This window comes from Pseudomonas sp. MT3 (assembly GCF_054720805.1).
This window is the reverse complement of the sequence record NZ_JBTVPY010000029.1, coordinates 1-17,987: the sequence shown is the minus strand read 5'-3', so window position 1 is coordinate 17,987 and position 17,987 is coordinate 1. Positions and strand designations below refer to the sequence as shown.

Sequence of the window (17,987 nt, the reverse complement as noted above, 5' to 3'; positions counted from 1 at the left end):
GCAAATGCCCTCCCGCACTGTGGGTTATTCTTTCCCGATTCCGTCAAACCGCTGGAGGCTGCCATGACCACCCCGAAATCCGCCCTGATCATCGGCGCCTCGCGTGGCCTCGGCCTGGGCCTGGTGCGTGAACTGCTGGACCGTGGCTGGGACGTCACCGCCACCGTGCGCGACGTCGTCCACCCCGGTGAGCTGGCCAACCTGCCGGTGCGCGTCGAAGCGCTGCTGCTGGACGACGTGCACTCCCAGGACCGCCTCGCCGAGGCCCTGGCCGGCGCGCACTTCGACCTGGTCTTCATCAACGCCGGCATCTACGGCCCGCCGCACCAGTCGGCCATCGATGCCAACCTGGCCGACATCGGCCAGCTGTTCATGGTCAACGCCGTGGCGCCGCTGCGCCTGGCCGAGCGCCTGTTGCCGCGCATCGATGGCGAGCGCGGCGTATTGGCCTTCATGACCTCGGAGCTGGGCAGCGTCGCCGGTAACGAGTCCGGCGGCATGGCGCTGTACCGCGCGAGCAAGGCGGCGCTCAATTCGCTGACCCGCAGCTTCGTCGCCGAACTGGGCGAAACCGGCCTCACCGTGCTCAACCTGCATCCCGGCTGGGTACGCACCGACATGGGCGGCGAAGCCGCGCCGCTGGATGTTCCGACCAGCGTGAAAGGCCTCGTCGACCAGGTCGAAGGCCATGCCGGCCGTGGCGGCCAGTTCTACCTGGACTACCAGGGAACGACGATCGACTGGTGACGAACCGCCCCGATACGGCTACCATGAGCCCTCACTTGACTCCGACGTCAGGTTCTGCGAGCTAGAGCCAGGCAAGGCGGCGGTTGGCGGGAAAGCGCAGTTGACTCCAGTCAATGAGCATTTCCCGACGATCGCCAACGCCGCATGGCCGACGCGCAGCGAACCGCTCGGTAGCACCAAGCGCACCTGGATCAGCAGACAGGGTTAACACTGAGCTGGCTCTCTCAATACAGGAGCCGGCTCGCCTCACGCGGCGGCTCCGCCCAACGAGGAATCACTCATGCCTTCTACCCGTCTCTGGCTGCGCAACCCGCTCGCCGTCTTCACTGCCAACGATCAGGACGCCCGTGGCGGCATCGTCGTGCAGGACGGTCGCATCGTCGAACTGGTCGCCGCCGGCCAGCAGCCCAAGGCTCCCTGCGAGCAGACCTTCGACGCCAGCCAGCACGTGCTGACTCCCGGCCTGATCAACACTCACCACCACTTCTACCAGACCCTCACCCGCGCCTGGGCGCCGGTGGTGAACCAGCCGCTGTTCCCCTGGCTGAAGACCCTCTACCCGGTGTGGGCGCGCCTGACCCCCGACCAGTTGGCGGTGGCGACCAAGGTCGCCCTGACCGAGCTGCTGCTGTCGGGCTGCACCACCGCCGCCGACCACCACTACCTGTTCCCCGATGGCCTGGAGCAGGCCATCGACGTGCAGGCCGGCGTGGTCACCGAACTGGGCATGCGCGCCATGCTCACCCGTGGCTCCATGAGCCTGGGCGAGGCCGACGGCGGCCTGCCGCCGCAGCAGACCGTGCAGAGCGCCGAAGCCATCCTCGACGACAGCCAGCGGCTGATCCGCGAGTACCACCAGCGCGGCGACGGCGCCCAGGTGCAGATCGCCCTGGCGCCCTGCTCGCCGTTCTCGGTCACCCCGGAAATCATGCGCGCCAGCGCCGAGCTGGCCGAGCGCGAAGACGTACGCCTGCACACCCACCTCGCCGAAACCCTCGACGAGGAAGACTTCTGCCTGCAGCGCTTCGGCCAGCGCACCGTGGACTACCTGGACAGCGTCGGCTGGCTCGGCTCGCGCACCTGGCTGGCCCACGGCATCCACTTCAACGACGAGGAAATCCGTCGCCTGGGCGAAGCCGGCACCGGCGTCTGCCACTGCCCCAGCTCGAACATGCGCCTGGCCTCGGGCATCTGCCCGACCGTGGCCCTGGAAGAAGCCGGCGCGCCGGTGGGCATCGGCGTGGACGGCTCGGCCTCCAACGACGCCTCCAACATGATCCTCGAAGCCCGCCAGGCCCTGTACATCCAGCGCCTGCGCTATGGCGCCGAACAGATCACCCCGGAACGCGCGCTGGGCTGGGCCACCAAGGGTTCGGCCAGGCTCATCGGCCGCAGCGACATCGGTGAACTGGCGGTGGGCAAGCAGGCGGACCTGGCGCTGTTCAAGCTCGACGAACTGCGCTTCTCCGGCAGCCACGATCCGCTGTCGGCACTGCTGCTGTGCGGCGCCGACAAGGCCGACCGGATCATGATCGGCGGCACCTGGCGGGTCATCGACGGCGAGGTCGAAGGCCTCGACCTCAAGCGCCTGATCGCCGACCACACCCAGGCCGCGCGCAAGCTGCTCGGCACGCTCTAAGGCGAAAATGGTGAGGCGCGGCGGAACGGCTGGCGGATGGGGCGCCGGCCCCTCCCCCGCGCCTCATTGCCCTTTTAGAAAGGTCGGCTGCCACTCAGGCTGATTCGCTTGAGGCGCCGCCGCTCGCTGGCCGGGAACGCGTTGCGCGCGTGCAGCGTGGCCTGGTTGTCCCACCAGACGATATCGCCCACTTCCCATTTGTGCGTGTAGCTCAGCTCCGGCCGCTGCAGGTGCTCGCGCAGCCGCTCGATCAGGGCCGCGCCCTGCTGCGGATCATGGCCTGGGATCTCCACTTCGGTGTGCACCGAGAGGAACAGCACGCGCTTGCCGCTTTCCGGATGGGTGCGCACCAGCGGGTGCTCGGTGCCCTGGATCGGCTCGATGTCCGGCGTGCGGTAGCGCACGAAGCCGCCGTTGTAGCCGCCGTTCTTCAGGCGGATGAACGGGTTGTAGTTGATCAGCCGCAGGCCATCGATCTCGGCGCGGGTCGCCTCGTCCAGCGTCGCGTAGGCGCGGGCCAGGTTGGTGAAATGGGTCTCGCCGCCGGTCTTCGGCACCTCCAGCGCGTAGAGGAAGGAGCCGGAGGACGGCACCGGCGTCCACTGGTGATCGACGTGGGCCGGCAGGGCGAAGTTGCCCAGCTCGCCGTCGCCGGTATTGGCCACCTTGACGATGTCCGGCGCCTTGCCGTCGGCGCCGGAGGACAGCACCGGTACGTCCGCCGGCGGCTGGAACACCGCGCCGAACAGAGTGGCGAAGCGCAGGTACCGCTCGTCGTCGAGCTGCTGGTGCTTGAAGATCAGGAGGTGGTGGTCGCGGTGGGCCTGCCTGATCGCCAGGATCTGCTCCGGGGTCAGCGGCTCGCGGGCGTCCAGGCCGCGCACTTCGGCGCCCAGCGGGGCGTCGAGGGGGACGATGGCGAAGGGTTCGGGGGTGGGTTGCCTGAGGGCGGTGGATTGGCTCATGGGTACGTTCCTGTAAGTGCGTGCCGTGCGGCCCTCACCCCCGCCCTCTCCCAAGGGGAGAGGGTTGGGGTGAGGGGCTCTGGGTGAAGCGTCAGACCTTCTTGATCGTCCGGCTGCGCTGCCCGTCGACGCCCACCGGCACGTCGCCGGCCAGGGTCACGCGGCGCACGATGCGCGGCTGGCTGGCCGGGCTGATCGAGCACTACCAGCAATACGTCAACGAAACCGGGGTGCAGGACGCACCACCGCCCTTCCTGTTGCGCTGAGCCATCGGCATGCGCGAACGGCTGGCCCGTAATGCCAATCCCGGCGCGTCCTGCCACTCCCCAAGCGTCTGCAGCCCCTATCGTACGGGGCCTTCAGACTACCGTCCGTCGCCAAAGGCGAAGCCCGGACAACGGCGTCTCCGGCAAAAACCTCTCTAGATCAAGCCCCCCGCAGAATGCCGGCAAAATAGCGTCAATTTGACATCACCCAACAGCGCTCTAGCTTTAAGAAGCCAGGCCGAAGCACTGCTTAGGACCTACCCCAGCAGCCGCGCGGTTCCCCGATCTGGCGCTCGGCAACGGAGTGCACCATGCGCGATACCCGACTCGATTCGCCTGCGGTTCAGGCCACCGGCCAGGGCTGGCCGAAACGCCTGGTTATCCAGTCGCTGCCCTGGGCGGTGGTGGCCGGGCTTTGCTGGGCAGGCGTGCCGTTCTGGATGCTGCTGCCGGTGGGCTGGCTCTCCAGCCTGGTGCTGAGCACCCTGCTGGTCGGCCCCGCCCAGGCGCAAACGACGGCGCAGCAGGTCAGCCTGGACAGCGAACAGCTGCCACAATGGCGCCCGTTGCAGGAGGCCGTGGAAACCCACCTGGCCAACCTCAACGGCCACACCCACCAGGTCGACGGCATCCTGCACCACGCCATCGCCCAGCTCACCGACAGCTTCCACGGCCTGGCCGAGCGCATCGACACCCAGCGCGGCCTGTCCCACTCGCTGATCGAGCGCTACGACGGGCGCGGCCACCTGGACGACGACATCGACTTCCAGCGCTTCATCCACGCCACCCAGGAAACCCTCGGGCTGTTCGTCGAGGCCACCCTGGAAACCAGCCGCACCTCGCAGCAACTGGTGGAACGCATGGACCGCGTCACCCACAAGATCGGCGAGATCCTGCAGTCCACCCAGGACATGGACGCCATCGCCAAGCAGACCAACCTGCTGGCCCTGAACGCCGCCATCGAGGCCGCCCGTGCCGGCGAAAGCGGCCGCGGTTTCGCCGTGGTGGCCGACGAGGTACGCGCGCTGTCCACCCGTTCCACGCACTTCTCGCAAGCCATCCGCGAACACGTCGACGTGGTCTACCACGAGATCAAGGACGCCGAGGGCGCCATCGCCCAACTGGCCGACAAGGACATGTCCTTCGCCCTCGACTCGCGCCAGAAGATCCAGAGCATGCTCGACGACCTCGACGCGATGAACCAGCACACCCTCAAGGTGGTGCAGGAGCTGGACCGGATTTCCCTGGAGGTGGGCGACGGCGTCAACGCGGCGGTCACCGCCCTGCAATTCCAGGACATGAGCAGCCAGTTGCTGGGACAGATCGGCAAGCACGGCGCGCGTCTCGCTGCGCTGGCCGTCGGCCTCGGCGCGCTGGATGGCCGCGAGCCCCGGGAATGGGGCGAGCGCCTGCGTGCGGAAGTCGCCGAACTCGACCGCCCGCTGAACAACCCGGTGGCGCAGACCAGCCTCAGCGCCGGAGAAGTCGAGCTGTTCTGAGTGCACCCACCCGACGGATGCAAAGGAGGCAGTGACATGTTGCAGTCGATCATCGAGTACCTGGCCAACATCGCCCTGGTGGGCTGACGCCGGCCCATCTCCCCGAATGCCAGCCCCTGGGAACAAGGAGTAGTCACGCAATGGGAAAGCAGATTCTGATCGTCGACGACTCGGCCTCGATCCGGCAGATGCTGAGCTTCACGCTCAAGTCCGCCGGCTATGACGTGGACGAGGCCGTGGACGGCAGGGACGGCCTGGGCAAGGCCCAGCGCAAGACCTACAACCTGGTCTTCACCGACCAGAACATGCCGAACATGGACGGCCTGTCGCTGATCCGCAGCCTGCGCGACATGGCCGGCTACCGCAGCGTGCCGATCCTCATGCTGACCACCGAGTCCAGCGATGCCATGAAGCAGCAGGGCAAGAGCGCCGGCGCCACCGGCTGGCTGGTCAAGCCGTTCGACCCGCCCAAGCTCCTTGAAGTGACCCGCAAGGTCCTGCCGTAGGGGAACCCCAGATGGCTAACGGTATGGAGCAATTCCTCCAGGTGTTCTTCGAGGAAACCGACGAACACCTGGCCACCCTCGAACTGCTGCTGATCGGGCTCGACCTCGATCAGCCGGACGCCGAGGCGCTCAACGGCATTTTCCGCGCGGCCCACTCGATCAAGGGCTCCAGCGGCATGTTCGGCTTCGACGACCTGACCGCCGTCACCCACGAACTGGAAACCCTGCTCGACCGCATCCGCTGCGGGCAGACCGCCCTGCGCGCGGAGATGATCGGGGTGTTCCTCGAAGCCCGCGACGTATTGCAGCGCCTGCTCGACGCCCACCGCGACCAGTGCCCGGACCCGAGCGCGCCGGTGCAGGCTACGGTGCAGCGCCTGCGCGCCTGGCTGGCGGAGCCGGCAGAGAGTACGGCGCTTGGCTCCTTCGACGAGGCGCCGGGTACGCCCCGGGCGGCCAGCGACGACGATGCGTTCGGTTTCTTCGATGACGCCCCCGGCACGCCCTCCAGCGAACCCGCGGCCGCCCACGAAGACTTCGGTTTCTTCGACGACGCGCCCGGTACGCCGGGCGCTTCCAGCGAGGCCGCACCGGCGTCCGCGCCGGCGCCGGCCAAGCCCGTGGCGGCGGCGCGCGCGGACAGCCGCAGCGAGGGCGAGTCCAGCTCGATCCGGGTCAGCGTCGAGAAGATCGACAGCCTGATCAACCTGGTCGGCGAACTGGTGATCACCCAGGCCATGCTCAGCCAGCTCAGCGAGGACCTCGACCCCACGCACTACGAGCGTCTGCAGCAGGCCCTGGCGCAACTGGAGCACAACACTCGCGACTTGCAGGAATCGGTGATGTCGATCCGCATGTTGCCGATCAGCTTCATCTTCAGCCGCTTCCCGCGACTGGTGCACGACACCTCGGCGCGCCTGGGCAAGCAGGTCGAGCTGATCCTCCAGGGCGAGCACACCGAGCTGGACAAGAGCGTCATCGAGAAGCTCAGCGACCCGCTCACCCACATCGTGCGCAACAGCATCGACCACGGCATCGAGACGCCCGCCGAACGCCTGGCCGCCGGCAAGCCGGCGCAGGGCTCGGTGAAGCTCGCCGCCAGCCACCAGGGCGGCAGCGTGGTGGTGGAAATCTCCGACGACGGCCGAGGCCTGTCCCGCGAGCGCATCCTCGCCAAGGCCCGCGAGAAGGGCATGGCGGTGCACGACGGGATGGCCGACGCGGAAGTCTGGCAACTGATCTTCATGCCCGGCTTCTCCACCGCCGAGACCGTCACCGAGCTCTCCGGGCGCGGCGTCGGCATGGACGTGGTGCGGCGCAACATCCAGGCCATGGGCGGGCGCATCGAGATCGACTCGGCCGCCGGCCTGGGCACCCGCCTGGGCATCCGCCTGCCGCTGACCCTGGCCATCCTCGACGGCCTGATCGTCGCGGTGGAGAAGGTCAACTACGTGATCCCGCTGACCTACATCGTCGAGTCGCTGCAGGCCCGCGCCGACGACGTGCGCGGCATGGCCGGCGACGAGGCGGCGGTGATCCGCGTGCGCGGCGAGTACCTCCCGCTGTTCTCCCTGCACGCGCTGCTGCACATCGACGCAACGCCCTTGCCGCCGGAGCAGGCGATCGTGGTGATCCTCGAATCCGAGGGCAAGAGCTTCGCCCTGCAGGTGGACGAACTGGTGGGCCAGCAGCAGGTGGTGATCAAGAGCCTGGAACAGAACTTCCGCCGGATCGACGGGATCGCCGGCGCCACCATCATGGGCGACGGCAGCGTCGCCCTGATCCTCGATGTCGACGCCCTGCCGCGCCTGGCGGCACAAGGAGAAACCACCCATGAGCGCCACTGAAGCCAGCCTCGCGGCCAGCCCCGCGCAGGAGTACCTGACCTTCACCCTGGGCCGCGAGGAATACGCCATCGACATCCTGCGCGTGCAGGAAATCCGTGGCTATGACCAGGTCACCGCGATCGCCAACGCGCCCGCCTTCATCAAGGGCGTGATCAACCTGCGCGGCGCCATCGTGCCCATCGTCGACCTGCGCATCAAGTTCAACCTGGCCGACATCAGCTACGACCAGTTCACCGTGGTGATCATCCTCAACGTCGGCCGGCGCATCGTCGGCGCGGTAGTGGATTCGGTCTCCGACGTGATCGCCTTGGCCGGCGAGGAGATCAAGCCGCCGCCGGAGTTCGCCGCCAGCTTCGATACCCGATACCTGCTCGGCCTGGCCACCGCGGGCGAGCGGATGCTGATCCTGGTGGACATCGAAAAACTCATGACCAGCCGCGAGATGGCGCTGGTCGATGAAGCCGCCGCCTGACTGCCACACGACAAAAAAAGATTGAGCCGAGGATAACGACAATGGGTCTGTTCAACGCACACGCCGTGGCGCAGCAACGCGCCGACCGCATCACCGCCCTTCTCCACAGCCTGGTCGACGGCAACCTCGATGTCGCCATCGGCGAGGCCCCCGCGCCCGGTTACGAGCGCCTCTACGACGGCCTGCGCAGCGTGCAGCGCACCCTGCGCGAGCAGCGCGCGGAGCTGGCGCAGAACGAGGCCCTGGAGGCCGGCCTTGCCGAGATGAGCCACCAGCACGAGCTGGGCTGGATCGACGAAGTGATCCCGGCGGACAGGCTCAGCGGCCGCCCGGCACGCATCGCCAAGGGCATCAACGAGCTGGTCGCCTCGCACATCGCGGTGAAGATGAAGGTGGTGGCCACCGTCACCGCCTACGGCAAGGGCGACCTCTCGCCGGAGATGGACCGTCTGCCGGGCAAGAAGGCGATGATCACCGAGGCCATCGACGGCGTGCGCGCCAGCCTCAGGGCCAGCGCCGACGCCGCCGAGTACAACGCCGGGATCAAGAGCGCGCTGGATAACGTCTCGGCCAACGTGATGATCGCCAACAACGACCTCGACATCATCTACATGAACCGCACCGTCAGCGAGATGCTCGGCCGCGCCGAGGCGGACATCCGCAAGCAGTTGCCGAACTTCAACGCCAGCCGCCTGATGGGCGCCAACATCGACATGTTCCACAAGAACCCGGCACACCAGCGCACCCTGCTCGCCCACCTCAGCGGACGCTACCAGGCCGAGCTGAACCTCGGCGGCCGGCGCTTCGCCCTGGACGTGGTGCCGGTGTTCAGCGATGCCGGCGAGCGCCTGGGCTCGGCGGTGCAATGGACCGACCGCACCGAGGAGTTCCGCGCCGAACAGGAGGTCTCGCAACTGGTGGAGGCCGCCGCCGCCGGCGACTTCAGCAAGCGCATCGAGGCGTCCAACAAGGACGGCTTCTTCCTCAAGCTGGCCACCGGCCTGAACAACCTGGTGGAGACCGCCGACAAGGGCCTGCGCGACGTCACCCGGATGCTCGGCGCGCTGGCCCAGGGCGACCTGACCCAGCGCATCGACGCCGACTACCAGGGCACCTTCGGCGAGCTCAAGGACTACTCCAACGAAACCGCGCAGAGCCTGTCGCGCATGCTCGGGCAGATCCGCGAGGCCGCCGACACCATCCACACCGCCGCCAGCGAGATCGCCAGCGGCAACGCCGAGCTGTCCACCCGCACCGAGCAGCAGGCTTCGAGCCTGGAGGAAACCGCTTCGAGCATGGAGGAGCTGACCAGCACGGTGAAGCTCAACGCCGAGAACGCCCGCCAGGCCAACTCGCTGGCGGTGAACGCCTCGGAAGTCGCCACCGAAGGCGGCAGCGTGGTGCAGAAGGTGGTCGGCACCATGTCGGCCATCAACGACTCGGCGCGCAAGATCGCCGACATCATCGGGGTGATCGACGGCATCGCCTTCCAGACCAACATCCTCGCCCTCAACGCCGCGGTGGAAGCGGCGCGCGCTGGAGAACAGGGCCGCGGCTTCGCCGTGGTCGCAGGGGAAGTGCGCACCCTGGCGCAGCGCTCGGCCGCCGCCGCCAAGGAGATCAAGACGCTGATCAACGACTCGGTGGACAAGGTGGAGAACGGCAACACCCTGGTCGCCCAGGCCGGCCAGACCATGAGCGACATCGTGGTGGCGATCAAGCGCGTCACCGACATCATGGCCGAGATCGCCGCCGCTTCCGCCGAGCAGAGCAGCGGCATCGAGGAGGTGAACGGCGCGGTGTCGCAGATGGACGAGATGACCCAGCAGAACGCCGCGCTGGTGGAAGAGGCCGCGGCCTCGGCCGAGGCCCTGCAGGAGCAGGCCGGGCTGCTCAACCAGTCGGTTTCGGTGTTCAAGCTCGACACCTCGGCCACCGTGGTGCCCCTGACCGCCGCTCGCCCGGCGCGGGCCGAGGCGCCAGCGCACGCCTCCCGCGCCGCGCGCGGGGTGGCCAAGGCGGTGCGGGCCAAGGGCAAGGAAGAGGATTGGGAAGAGTTCTGATCGGGCGGGGCGCAGGGATGGCGGCGGCCGGAGCAATGGGAGGGCCGGTCGCCGCAAGCGGACCAGGGAAGGTTGGAGATGAGCCCGGTATGCAGGGGCTCTTCACCGGGGACAGGGGGCCGTAAGAGCCCCCTCACCCTGACCCTCTCCCGAGAGAGAAGGCTGGGGGTGAGGGCAAGGCCACCGCGCCAGACTCCCCCGAGCATCCAGAAATTCGAATGACGCGCCCAGAACACACGGATCGACCCCATGCCCAACATTGACCTGCCGGCCCCCGACCATGAGTTCCACTACACCCGCCGAGACTTCCAGCAGGTGCGCGAACGGCTGTACCGGCACGCCGGCATCAGCCTCTCGGAGAACAAGCAACAACTGGTCTACAGCCGCCTTTCCCGGCGCCTGCGCAGCCTGCGGCTGAACAGCTTCGCCGAGTACTTCGCCTACCTGGAGGACCACGAGGAAGAGTGGCAGCAATTCGTCAACGCGCTGACCACCAACCTCACCGCGTTCTTCCGCGAACGCCACCACTTCGAGCACTTGGCGCGCTTCGCCGAGGAACAGCTGCGCGACCACCGTCCACTGCGCATCTGGTCGACCGCCTCGAGCACCGGCGAAGAGCCCTACTCCATCGCCATGACGCTGGTGGACGCCCTGGGCAGCTTCACCCCGCCAGTGCAGATCATGGCCTCGGACATCGATACCGGCGTGCTCCACAGCGCGCGCCAGGGCATCTACCCGATGGAGCGCCTGGAAGCGCTGGACAGCAGCCAGAAGAAACGCTTCTTCCTGCGCGGCACCGGCGACAACACCGGCAAGGCGCGGGTGGTCGGCGAACTGCGGCAACTGGTGGAGTTCCGCCAGATCAACCTGCTCGACGCCCACTGGGGCATCAGTGGCGGGCTCGACGCGATCTTCTGCCGCAACGTGATGATCTACTTCGACAAGCCGACCCAGACCCGCCTGCTCGAACGCATGGTGGGCCTGCTGCGCCCCGGCGGGCTGCTGTTCGCCGGGCATTCGGAAAACTTCGTCCACGCCAACCACCTGGTGCGCTCGGTGGGCCGCACCACCTACCAGGCGGCGGGGTCGGCCTGAGATGAGCGCAGCCTACGCGCCCCTCAACCGCTACCACGACCCACGCTTCGGCATGGACGCGGTCAAGCTGCTGCCCGGCGAATGCTTCGTCACCGCCGAGGAACTGATGATCGTCACCGTGCTCGGCTCCTGCGTCTCGGTCTGCCTGCGCGACCGCAGCAGCGGGCTGGGCGGGATGAACCACTTCATGCTGCCCGGCGACGCCGGCACCCGCCGCCTGCTGTCCAGCTCCGGGCGTTACGGCGTGCACGCAATGGACCTGCTGATCAGCGCCCTGGTGCGCCGTGGCGCCCAGCGGCGGAACTTCGAGGCCAAGGTGTTCGGCGGCGGCTCGGTGCTGCAGAACCTCAGCGCCGACGTCGGCCAGCGCAACGTCGAGTTCGTCCTCGACTACCTGGGCGCCGAGGGCATTCCGGTGCTCGCCCAGGACCTGCTCGACGTGCACCCGCGCAAGGTCTACTTCTTCCCCGGCAGCGGCCGGGTGCTGGTGCGCAAGCTGCGCGTGTTGGCCAACGACACGCTGCTGCAGCGCGAGCGGCAATACCGTCAGCAACTGTCGCGGCAGACGCGCGGCGGGACCATCGATCTGTTCTGAAGGGAGGGCGGCATGACGATCAGGGTTCTGGTGGTCGACGATTCGGCGCTGGTCCGCAGCCTGCTCAAGGACATCATCCAGGGCGACCCGGAGCTGCACCTGGTGGGCTGCGCGCCGGATGCCTTCGCCGCCCGCGACCTGATCAAGCAGCACTCGCCGGACGTGATCACCCTCGACGTGGAAATGCCGCGCATGGACGGCCTGACCTTCCTCGACAAGCTGATGAAGGGCCGGCCGACCCCGGTGCTGATGATCTCCTCGCTCACCGAAACGGGCTCCGAGGCCACCCTGCGCGCACTGGAGCTGGGCGCCATCGACTTCATCGCCAAGCCGCGCCTGTGCATCGCCGAAGGCATGCAGGCCTACGCCGAGGAAATCCGCGCCAAGCTCAAGACCGCCGCCCGCGCGCGGATGCGCAGGCCCAGCGTGGCCACCGGCGCGAGTGCCACCGCCGGCGGGCCGCTGCTGAGCACCGAGAAGATCATCGCCATCGGCGCCTCCACCGGCGGCACCGAGGCGATCAAGGAAGTGCTGCTGGGACTGCCGCCGGACTGCCCCGGCACCGTGGTCACCCTGCACATGCCGCCGGGCTTCACCAGATCCTACGCCGAACGGCTGGACCGCCAGACCCGCCTCTGCGTACGCGAGGCCCGCGACGGCGACCGCATCCTCCCCGGCCACGTACTCATCGCTCCCGGCGACTTCCACATGGAAGTGCGTCGCAGCGGCGCCAACTACGTGGCGCACCTGCAGCACGAGGCAGCGGTCAACGGCCACCGGCCGGCGGTGGACGTGATGTTCGACTCCCTCGCCCGCTGCGCCGGGCGCAACCTGCTGGCGGCGCTGCTCACCGGCATGGGCAAGGACGGCGCGCGGGGCCTGCAGGCCATCCGTCAGGCCGGCGGCCACACCATCGCCCAGGACGAGGCCAGTTGCGTGGTCTACGGCATGCCCCGCGAGGCGGTGGAGCTGGGCGCGGCGAAGGAAGTCCTGCCGCTGGAACGCATCGCCGCCGCCCTGCTGCAACAGGCCCGGCAGAGCGGTGGAGGAAATCGCGTCTAGTGGTGCACGAAACCCAAACGCCATCTAAGCGATATTTCAGACAATGGCTAGACTCCTGAGAGTCGATTGTGTGACGTCAGAATTATGGCGTTCCGCCATCAATTTGGTTTGATTGTGCCCGTATACAAACTGCACAATTGAGCTTTCGCCAAAAGACCGGCAGACGGCGGGCGACGAGGAGAATTGAGAGAGCCATGGCGGCAAGATGGGGGTTGCGCGGTAAATCGGTGGTGGCATTGCTCATCGCCTGTCTTCTGGCACTGGTACCGGCGGTATTGCTGGGCTGGAAGGCGATGGAAGACATCCGCACACATTTCGGCCTCGCCTTCGCGAGGAACTTCACCCTGCTCAACCAGCAGAAGATCATCGCTCCGGTGATCCGCGAGCTGGCGCTTTCGCGTCGGCTGGCCGAGTCCGTGGTGACGCAGGACTGGATGCTCGACGAGAACGATCCGGCGCGCCGCTCGCTGTTCTTCCGCGAAGCCGACGGCTACCGCGCCGACCAGCGCAACTACTCCTATTTCGTCGTGGTGGACGCCTCGCGCCATTACTACTTCAACGACTCCAGCTCGCCGCTCTCGAACTCCCCGCGCTACACCCTGAGCGAGAACGACCCGCAGGACCGCTGGTACTTCGACACCCTGGCGCGCGGCGAGTCGTACAACATCAACGTCAACTACGACGCCAAGCTCAAGGTCACCAAGGTCTGGTTCAACATGGTGGTCCGCGCCGGCAACGAAAAGGTCGGCCTGGCCGGCGGCGGCCTGGATCTCACCGAGTTCCTCGACCAGTTCATCTCGCGCCGCGAGGCCGGGGTGACGCCGATGATCGTCGACCCCGACGGCGCCATCCAGGCGCACCCGGACACGCGCATGATCGCCTTCTCCTCCGGCGCCGGCGCCAAGGCCAAGCACCGCGTGTTCGACCTGCTCGGCAGCGACCAGGACCGCGCCGCCCTGCGCCAGACCCTGCGCCAGGCCGAGGCCAACCCCGGCGAAGTGGAAACGATGTGGGCGACGCTCGACGGCAAGGAACAACTGCTGGCGATGGCCTACATCCCGCAGTTGCGCTGGCACGTGCTCAGCGCCATCGACCTGCACGCCGCGCAGGTGCTCGACAGCCGCTGGATGTGGCCGCTGGCGGGCACCCTCGCCGGGCTGCTGGCGATCCTCCTGCTCGGCTTCGCCTACACCGTCGACCTGCTGGTGCTGCGCCCGCTGCGCGGCCTCAAGCAATCGGCCAAGGCGATTGCCGCCGGCCAGTACGACAGCCCGTTGCCGCGCACCCGCCCGGACGAGATCGGCGAGCTGTCGTCCGCCTTCGCCAGCATGGCCGACCAGGTCCGCCGGCATACCGAGGAACTGGAAGACAAGGTGCAGCAGCGCACCCAGGCGCTGGAAGCGGCCAACCGCGAAATGGCCGCCGCGCAGAAGAAGATCGGCGACTCCATCGACTACGCCAGCCTGATCCAGCGCGCCATCCTCCCCGACCGCCAGTTGCAGAAGTCCCTGGGCGAGCACCACTTCGTCCTGTGGAAACCGCGCGACGTGGTCGGCGGTGACTTCTACATCTACCGCGAAGGCCCCCACGACAGCCTGATCGGCGTAGTCGACTGCGCCGGTCACGGCGTCCCCGGCGCGCTGATGACCATGCTCGCCCTGGCCGCCATCGACCACGCCATCGACAGCGTGCAGAGCCACGACCCGGCGGCCATCCTGCGCGAAACCGACCACGTCATGCGCGGCATGCTCAGCCAGGAGGAGTTCACCCACTCCCTGGCCACCAACATGGACGCCGGCCTGGTGCGCGTCGACCACCAGCGCAAGCGGCTGCATTTCTCCGGAGCGAAGATTTCCCTGTTCGCCAGCGACGGCACCGACGTGCGCGAGCACAAGGGCGCGCGCCGCGCCATCGGCGACAAGCGCCAGGGTGACTATCAGGATGTGGAAGTCCCGATGCAGGCCGGCTGGACCTACTACCTGTGCACCGACGGCTTCCTCGACCAGGCCGGCGGCGAACACGGCTTCGGCTTCGGCAACAGCCGCTTCGCCGACATGCTGCGCAGCCACGCGTGCCGACCACTGGCCGAGCAGGCGGACGTATTCGCCGCTACCCTCGCCCGGTATCAGGGCGAGCGTCCGCAGCGCGACGACATCACCATCCTCTCCTTCCGATTCGACTAGGGGTATTCCATGGAATCGCTAGATCTGTTGGCCATGCGCGAGAGCTACACCCGGCAACGCATACTGCTCTGCTTCAACGGGCCCATCTCGCGCAGCCTGATCGAAGAAATCGGCCATGCCCTGCGCAACTACCTGCAGGCCGAGCAGGCGCATCCCAGCGAAGCGATGGACGTGTTCGCGGTCTACATCGAAATGACCCAGAACATCCGCCATTACGCCTCCCTGCGCGGCTACGGCGAACAGGATGCCTCGGCCACCGTCGCCATCGCCCGCGACGAGGAAGGCCACTACGTGGTTTCCGCCGGCAACCTGGTGGAACTGGAAGACGGCCGCAGCCTGGTGCGCAGCATCGAGAGCATCGCCGACCTGGACAAGGTCCAGCTCAAGGCCGCCTACAAGGAACAGCTGCGCCGCCCGCGCGATGCCGAAGCCACCACCGGCGCCGGCCTGGGCCTCTTGGACATCGCCCGCAAATCCAACGCGCCGCTCAAGACTTCCCTCACCGAACAACCCGACGGCCGCGCCTTCTTCAGCCTGCGCGCCGTGATCTGAACACGCGAATCCAGGGACACCCAGCCATGACCAACCTCAACATCGCAGGAACCCAGTCCACTCCATCGATCCACGGCGACTGGCAGGCCGGCACCCTCACGATGCAAGGCGACTCCTACCCGGAAAACTCCTATGAACTGTTCGGCCAGGTGATCGAATGGGTCGAGCGCTTCCTCGCCGGGGAACAACGCCCGCTCACGCTCGACCTGCGCCTGCTATACCTCAACACCAGCTCCATCAAGGCCATGATGGATATCTTCGACCTGCTCGAAGAGGCCCACCGCGAAGGCCGCGCCGCCGCCGTCGCCTGGCACTACGACCGACGCAACGAGCGCGTCGCCGAGCTGGCCGAGGAGTTCCGCGAGGACTGTACCTTCCCGTTCGTCATCCAAGCCTACGACGAGTAAGAGCCATGACAAGCGAGCGCGAGCTGGACCTGCTGATCGACGAACTGCTGGCCGACCCCCAATACGAGGGGCACCCCCTGCGCGAGGCGCTGTACCTCAAGCACCAGCAATCGCTCGACCAGCTCGCGCGCCTGGAACGCATCGCACGGATTTCCGACGGCTTCCAGTCCATGGCCCGGGCGCAGAACTCCACGCTGTCCGAGCGCTACCACAAGCAGCTGCGCCAACTGGAAAAGGTCGCGCGCATCTCCGACCGCTACCAGGACATGATGCGCGACCTCAACGTCGCCCTGCGCGAAGCCGCCACCCACGACCCGCTCACCGGTATCGCCAACCGCCGCCTGCTGATGGAGCGCCTGCGCGAGGAAAGCGAACGCGCCCAGCGCCACCACGACACCTACGTCCTGGCCATGCTCGACGTGGACCACTTCAAGCAGGTCAACGACATCTGGGGCCACGACATCGGCGACCGCGTGCTGGTGGAAATCGGCCGCGCCATACAGGCCGCGCTGCGCCAGTACGACCTCTGCGGGCGCTGGGGCGGCGAGGAGTTCCTCCTCCTCCTCCCGGAAACCCGCCTGGCCGACGCTGCCGCCATCATCGAACGCGTGCGCAACGACATCCGCTGCCTCGCCGTACGCGTGGGTACCGACGCCCTGTCCGTCACCGCCAGCTTCGGCGTGGCCGAACACCAGCCCGGTGAAAGCTACTCGCAGACCGTCAGCCGCGCCGACGCCGCCCTGCTGGATGCCAAGCGCAGCGGGCGCGACAAGTGCGCGTTCTCGCAGGGCTGAGCGGAAGCCGGACGACAAGTTCGCCCCCGGCAATTCGCCGCTGGAGAGCTGGATATACGGCCCCGGCAACGGCGCCTACCGCTGCCTGTCCTTCCGCGACACCGCCGTAGCGAACGGCCCGAGCGCCCCTCTTCCGACGCAATCGCGGGCCGAAGTGCGCAGAAAGCCCCTTGCAAGAGCGGACCCGCTTTTGTCCCCTCCTCCCTACCCAACCCGCCGCCAGCTCCCTAGACTGGCGCTTTCGCCAATCCGGAGCGCCCCATGCAATCCACCTTCAACTTCACCCTCGGCGTCGACCCGCACGCACGCCACGTGGTCATCCAGGGGCTGCTCGCCTACAACTTCGAACAGATGGGCCGCAGCAACACCTACGACGACTTCGAACTCTACGCCCGTGACAAACAAGACGAGGTGGTCGGCGGCATGTTCGGCCAATCCGGCATGGGCTGGCTCTATATCGACTATCTCTGGCTGCCGAACGACCAGCGCGGCAGCGGCCTGGGCAGCCAGCTCATCGCCCTCGCCGAAGACGAAGCCCGCCGCCGCGGCTGCGTCGGCCTGTTCCTCTACACCTACAGCTTCCAGGCGCCGGGCTTCTACGAGAAACAGGGGTTCGAACGCATGGGCGTGCTGGAAGACTGTCCGCCGGGGCACCAGCGGATCTACCTGAAGAAGCACTTCGGCTGACCATGGAAGGAACTCGCCTGTACGCCAGGCGATGAACCCCCGCAGGAGCGGACTCCGTCCGCGATGCTCTTGTAGCGGAACGAACTCGGCGCACGCCTGAGACTTCGGTTGGGCAGCTCTTCGCAGGATGGTGTGGGGCGAAGCGATACCCATCGCGGCGGGCCAGCTGCTTTTCGCAGGCGCGAGCTTGCTCGCGAACAGAATTACCCGGCCGCATCGGTGTTGGGTGGTTCGCGAGCAAGCTCGCTCCTACAGTGTCCACCCTGCAACGTAAGTGCAGCGACTGATGGTGCGTGCCGCGGATGATAGAGCCCAGGCATTGAGCAGCATGGGTACCGCTACGGACTGCGGGCCAGCTGCTTTTCGTAGGAGCGAGCTTGCTCGCGAACAGAATTACCCGGCCGCATCGGTGTTGGGTGGTTCGCGAGCAAGCTCGCTCCTACAGGTATTCATCCTGCGGCGTAAGTGCAGCAGCTGATGGCTGCGTGCCGCGGATGATAGAGTCCAGGCATTGAGCAGCATGGGTACCGCTACGGACTGCGGGCCAACTGCTTTTCGTAGGAGCGAGCTTGCTCGCGAACAGAATTACCCGGCCGCATCGGTGTTGG

The 17,987-nt window shown here is 67.3% G+C and carries 16 protein-coding genes and 1 pseudogene; 15 read left to right on the top strand and 2 right to left on the bottom strand.

What is annotated here, in order from left to right; genetic code table 11:
• Positions 1–63: 63 nt before the first annotated feature.
• Both ACYCAX_RS23515 and ACYCAX_RS23510 read left to right on the top strand, forming a co-directional pair.
• A complete protein-coding gene (locus ACYCAX_RS23515; RefSeq protein ID WP_294975092.1) occupies positions 64–747 on the top strand; it encodes an SDR family oxidoreductase in 684 nt (227 codons plus the stop codon).
• Between the two features lie 280 nt (positions 748–1,027).
• Positions 1,028–2,386 carry an 8-oxoguanine deaminase gene (locus tag ACYCAX_RS23510; protein WP_460248954.1) on the top strand — a complete coding sequence of 453 codons (1,359 nt, stop codon included), beginning with the start codon at positions 1,028–1,030 and terminating at the stop codon, positions 2,384–2,386.
• Positions 2,387–2,460: 74 nt separating this feature from the next.
• Here the strand turns inward: ACYCAX_RS23510 and ACYCAX_RS23505 are convergent, their stop codons facing one another.
• Entirely contained in the window at positions 2,461–3,351 is an 891-nt protein-coding gene (locus ACYCAX_RS23505) for a TauD/TfdA dioxygenase family protein (protein WP_294975098.1), read from the bottom strand.
• Between the two features lie 91 nt (positions 3,352–3,442).
• Positions 3,443–3,532, bottom strand: a pseudogene (locus ACYCAX_RS23500) (hypothetical protein); the annotation flags it as partial.
• Positions 3,533–3,928: 396 nt separating this feature from the next.
• Between ACYCAX_RS23500 and ACYCAX_RS23495 the strand changes: the two are divergent.
• The 13 genes from ACYCAX_RS23495 to ACYCAX_RS23435 all read left to right on the top strand — a co-directional run bounded on the left by ACYCAX_RS23495 (position 3,929) and on the right by ACYCAX_RS23435 (position 17,379).
• On the top strand, positions 3,929–5,116 hold the full coding sequence (locus ACYCAX_RS23495; RefSeq protein ID WP_015474935.1) for a methyl-accepting chemotaxis protein: 1,188 nt from the start codon (positions 3,929–3,931) through the stop codon (positions 5,114–5,116).
• 140 nt (positions 5,117–5,256) lie between these two features.
• The gene (locus tag ACYCAX_RS23490; RefSeq protein ID WP_015474934.1) at positions 5,257–5,622 is read left to right on the top strand and encodes a response regulator; all 366 of its coding nucleotides are present in this window, start codon (positions 5,257–5,259) and stop codon (positions 5,620–5,622) included.
• Positions 5,623–5,633: 11 nt separating this feature from the next.
• A complete protein-coding gene (locus tag ACYCAX_RS23485; protein WP_460248953.1) occupies positions 5,634–7,469 on the top strand; it encodes a chemotaxis protein CheA in 1,836 nt (611 codons plus the stop codon).
• Positions 7,456–7,941, top strand: coding sequence for a chemotaxis protein CheW (locus ACYCAX_RS23480; RefSeq protein WP_015474932.1), 486 nt, complete (start codon positions 7,456–7,458; stop codon positions 7,939–7,941). The genes ACYCAX_RS23485 and ACYCAX_RS23480 overlap by 14 nt, the downstream gene beginning before the upstream one ends.
• A 41-nt stretch (positions 7,942–7,982) precedes the next feature.
• Positions 7,983–10,004, top strand: coding sequence for a methyl-accepting chemotaxis protein (locus ACYCAX_RS23475; RefSeq protein WP_294975111.1), 2,022 nt, complete (start codon positions 7,983–7,985; stop codon positions 10,002–10,004).
• A gap of 249 nt (positions 10,005–10,253) precedes the next feature.
• A complete protein-coding gene (locus ACYCAX_RS23470) occupies positions 10,254–11,099 on the top strand; it encodes a CheR family methyltransferase (RefSeq protein WP_294975114.1) in 846 nt (281 codons plus the stop codon).
• 1 nt (position 11,100) lies between these two features.
• The gene (gene cheD / locus ACYCAX_RS23465) at positions 11,101–11,694 is read left to right on the top strand and encodes a chemoreceptor glutamine deamidase CheD (RefSeq protein ID WP_015474929.1); all 594 of its coding nucleotides are present in this window, start codon (positions 11,101–11,103) and stop codon (positions 11,692–11,694) included.
• A 12-nt stretch (positions 11,695–11,706) separates the two neighbouring features.
• Complete coding sequence (locus ACYCAX_RS23460) at positions 11,707–12,756, top strand: protein-glutamate methylesterase/protein-glutamine glutaminase (RefSeq protein ID WP_460248952.1); 1,050 nt, start codon at positions 11,707–11,709, stop codon at positions 12,754–12,756.
• Between the two features lie 194 nt (positions 12,757–12,950).
• Positions 12,951–14,939, top strand: coding sequence for a biofilm regulation protein phosphatase SiaA (siaA, locus tag ACYCAX_RS23455; RefSeq protein ID WP_051070415.1), 1,989 nt, complete (start codon positions 12,951–12,953; stop codon positions 14,937–14,939).
• A gap of 9 nt (positions 14,940–14,948) precedes the next feature.
• Positions 14,949–15,491 carry a biofilm regulation protein kinase SiaB gene (gene siaB / locus ACYCAX_RS23450; protein ID WP_294975126.1) on the top strand — a complete coding sequence of 181 codons (543 nt, stop codon included), beginning with the start codon at positions 14,949–14,951 and terminating at the stop codon, positions 15,489–15,491.
• Between the two features lie 26 nt (positions 15,492–15,517).
• Positions 15,518–15,898, top strand: a complete 381-nt coding sequence (gene siaC / locus ACYCAX_RS23445; protein ID WP_015474925.1) for a biofilm regulation phosphoprotein SiaC — start codon at positions 15,518–15,520, stop codon at positions 15,896–15,898.
• Positions 15,899–15,903: 5 nt separating this feature from the next.
• On the top strand, positions 15,904–16,692 hold the full coding sequence (gene siaD, locus ACYCAX_RS23440; RefSeq protein WP_015474924.1) for a biofilm regulation diguanylate cyclase SiaD: 789 nt from the start codon (positions 15,904–15,906) through the stop codon (positions 16,690–16,692).
• A 261-nt stretch (positions 16,693–16,953) separates the two neighbouring features.
• Positions 16,954–17,379 (top strand): GNAT family N-acetyltransferase, encoded by a 426-nt coding sequence (locus ACYCAX_RS23435; protein ID WP_015474923.1) that lies wholly within the window; start codon positions 16,954–16,956, stop codon positions 17,377–17,379.
• Positions 17,380–17,987 lie beyond the last annotated feature (608 nt).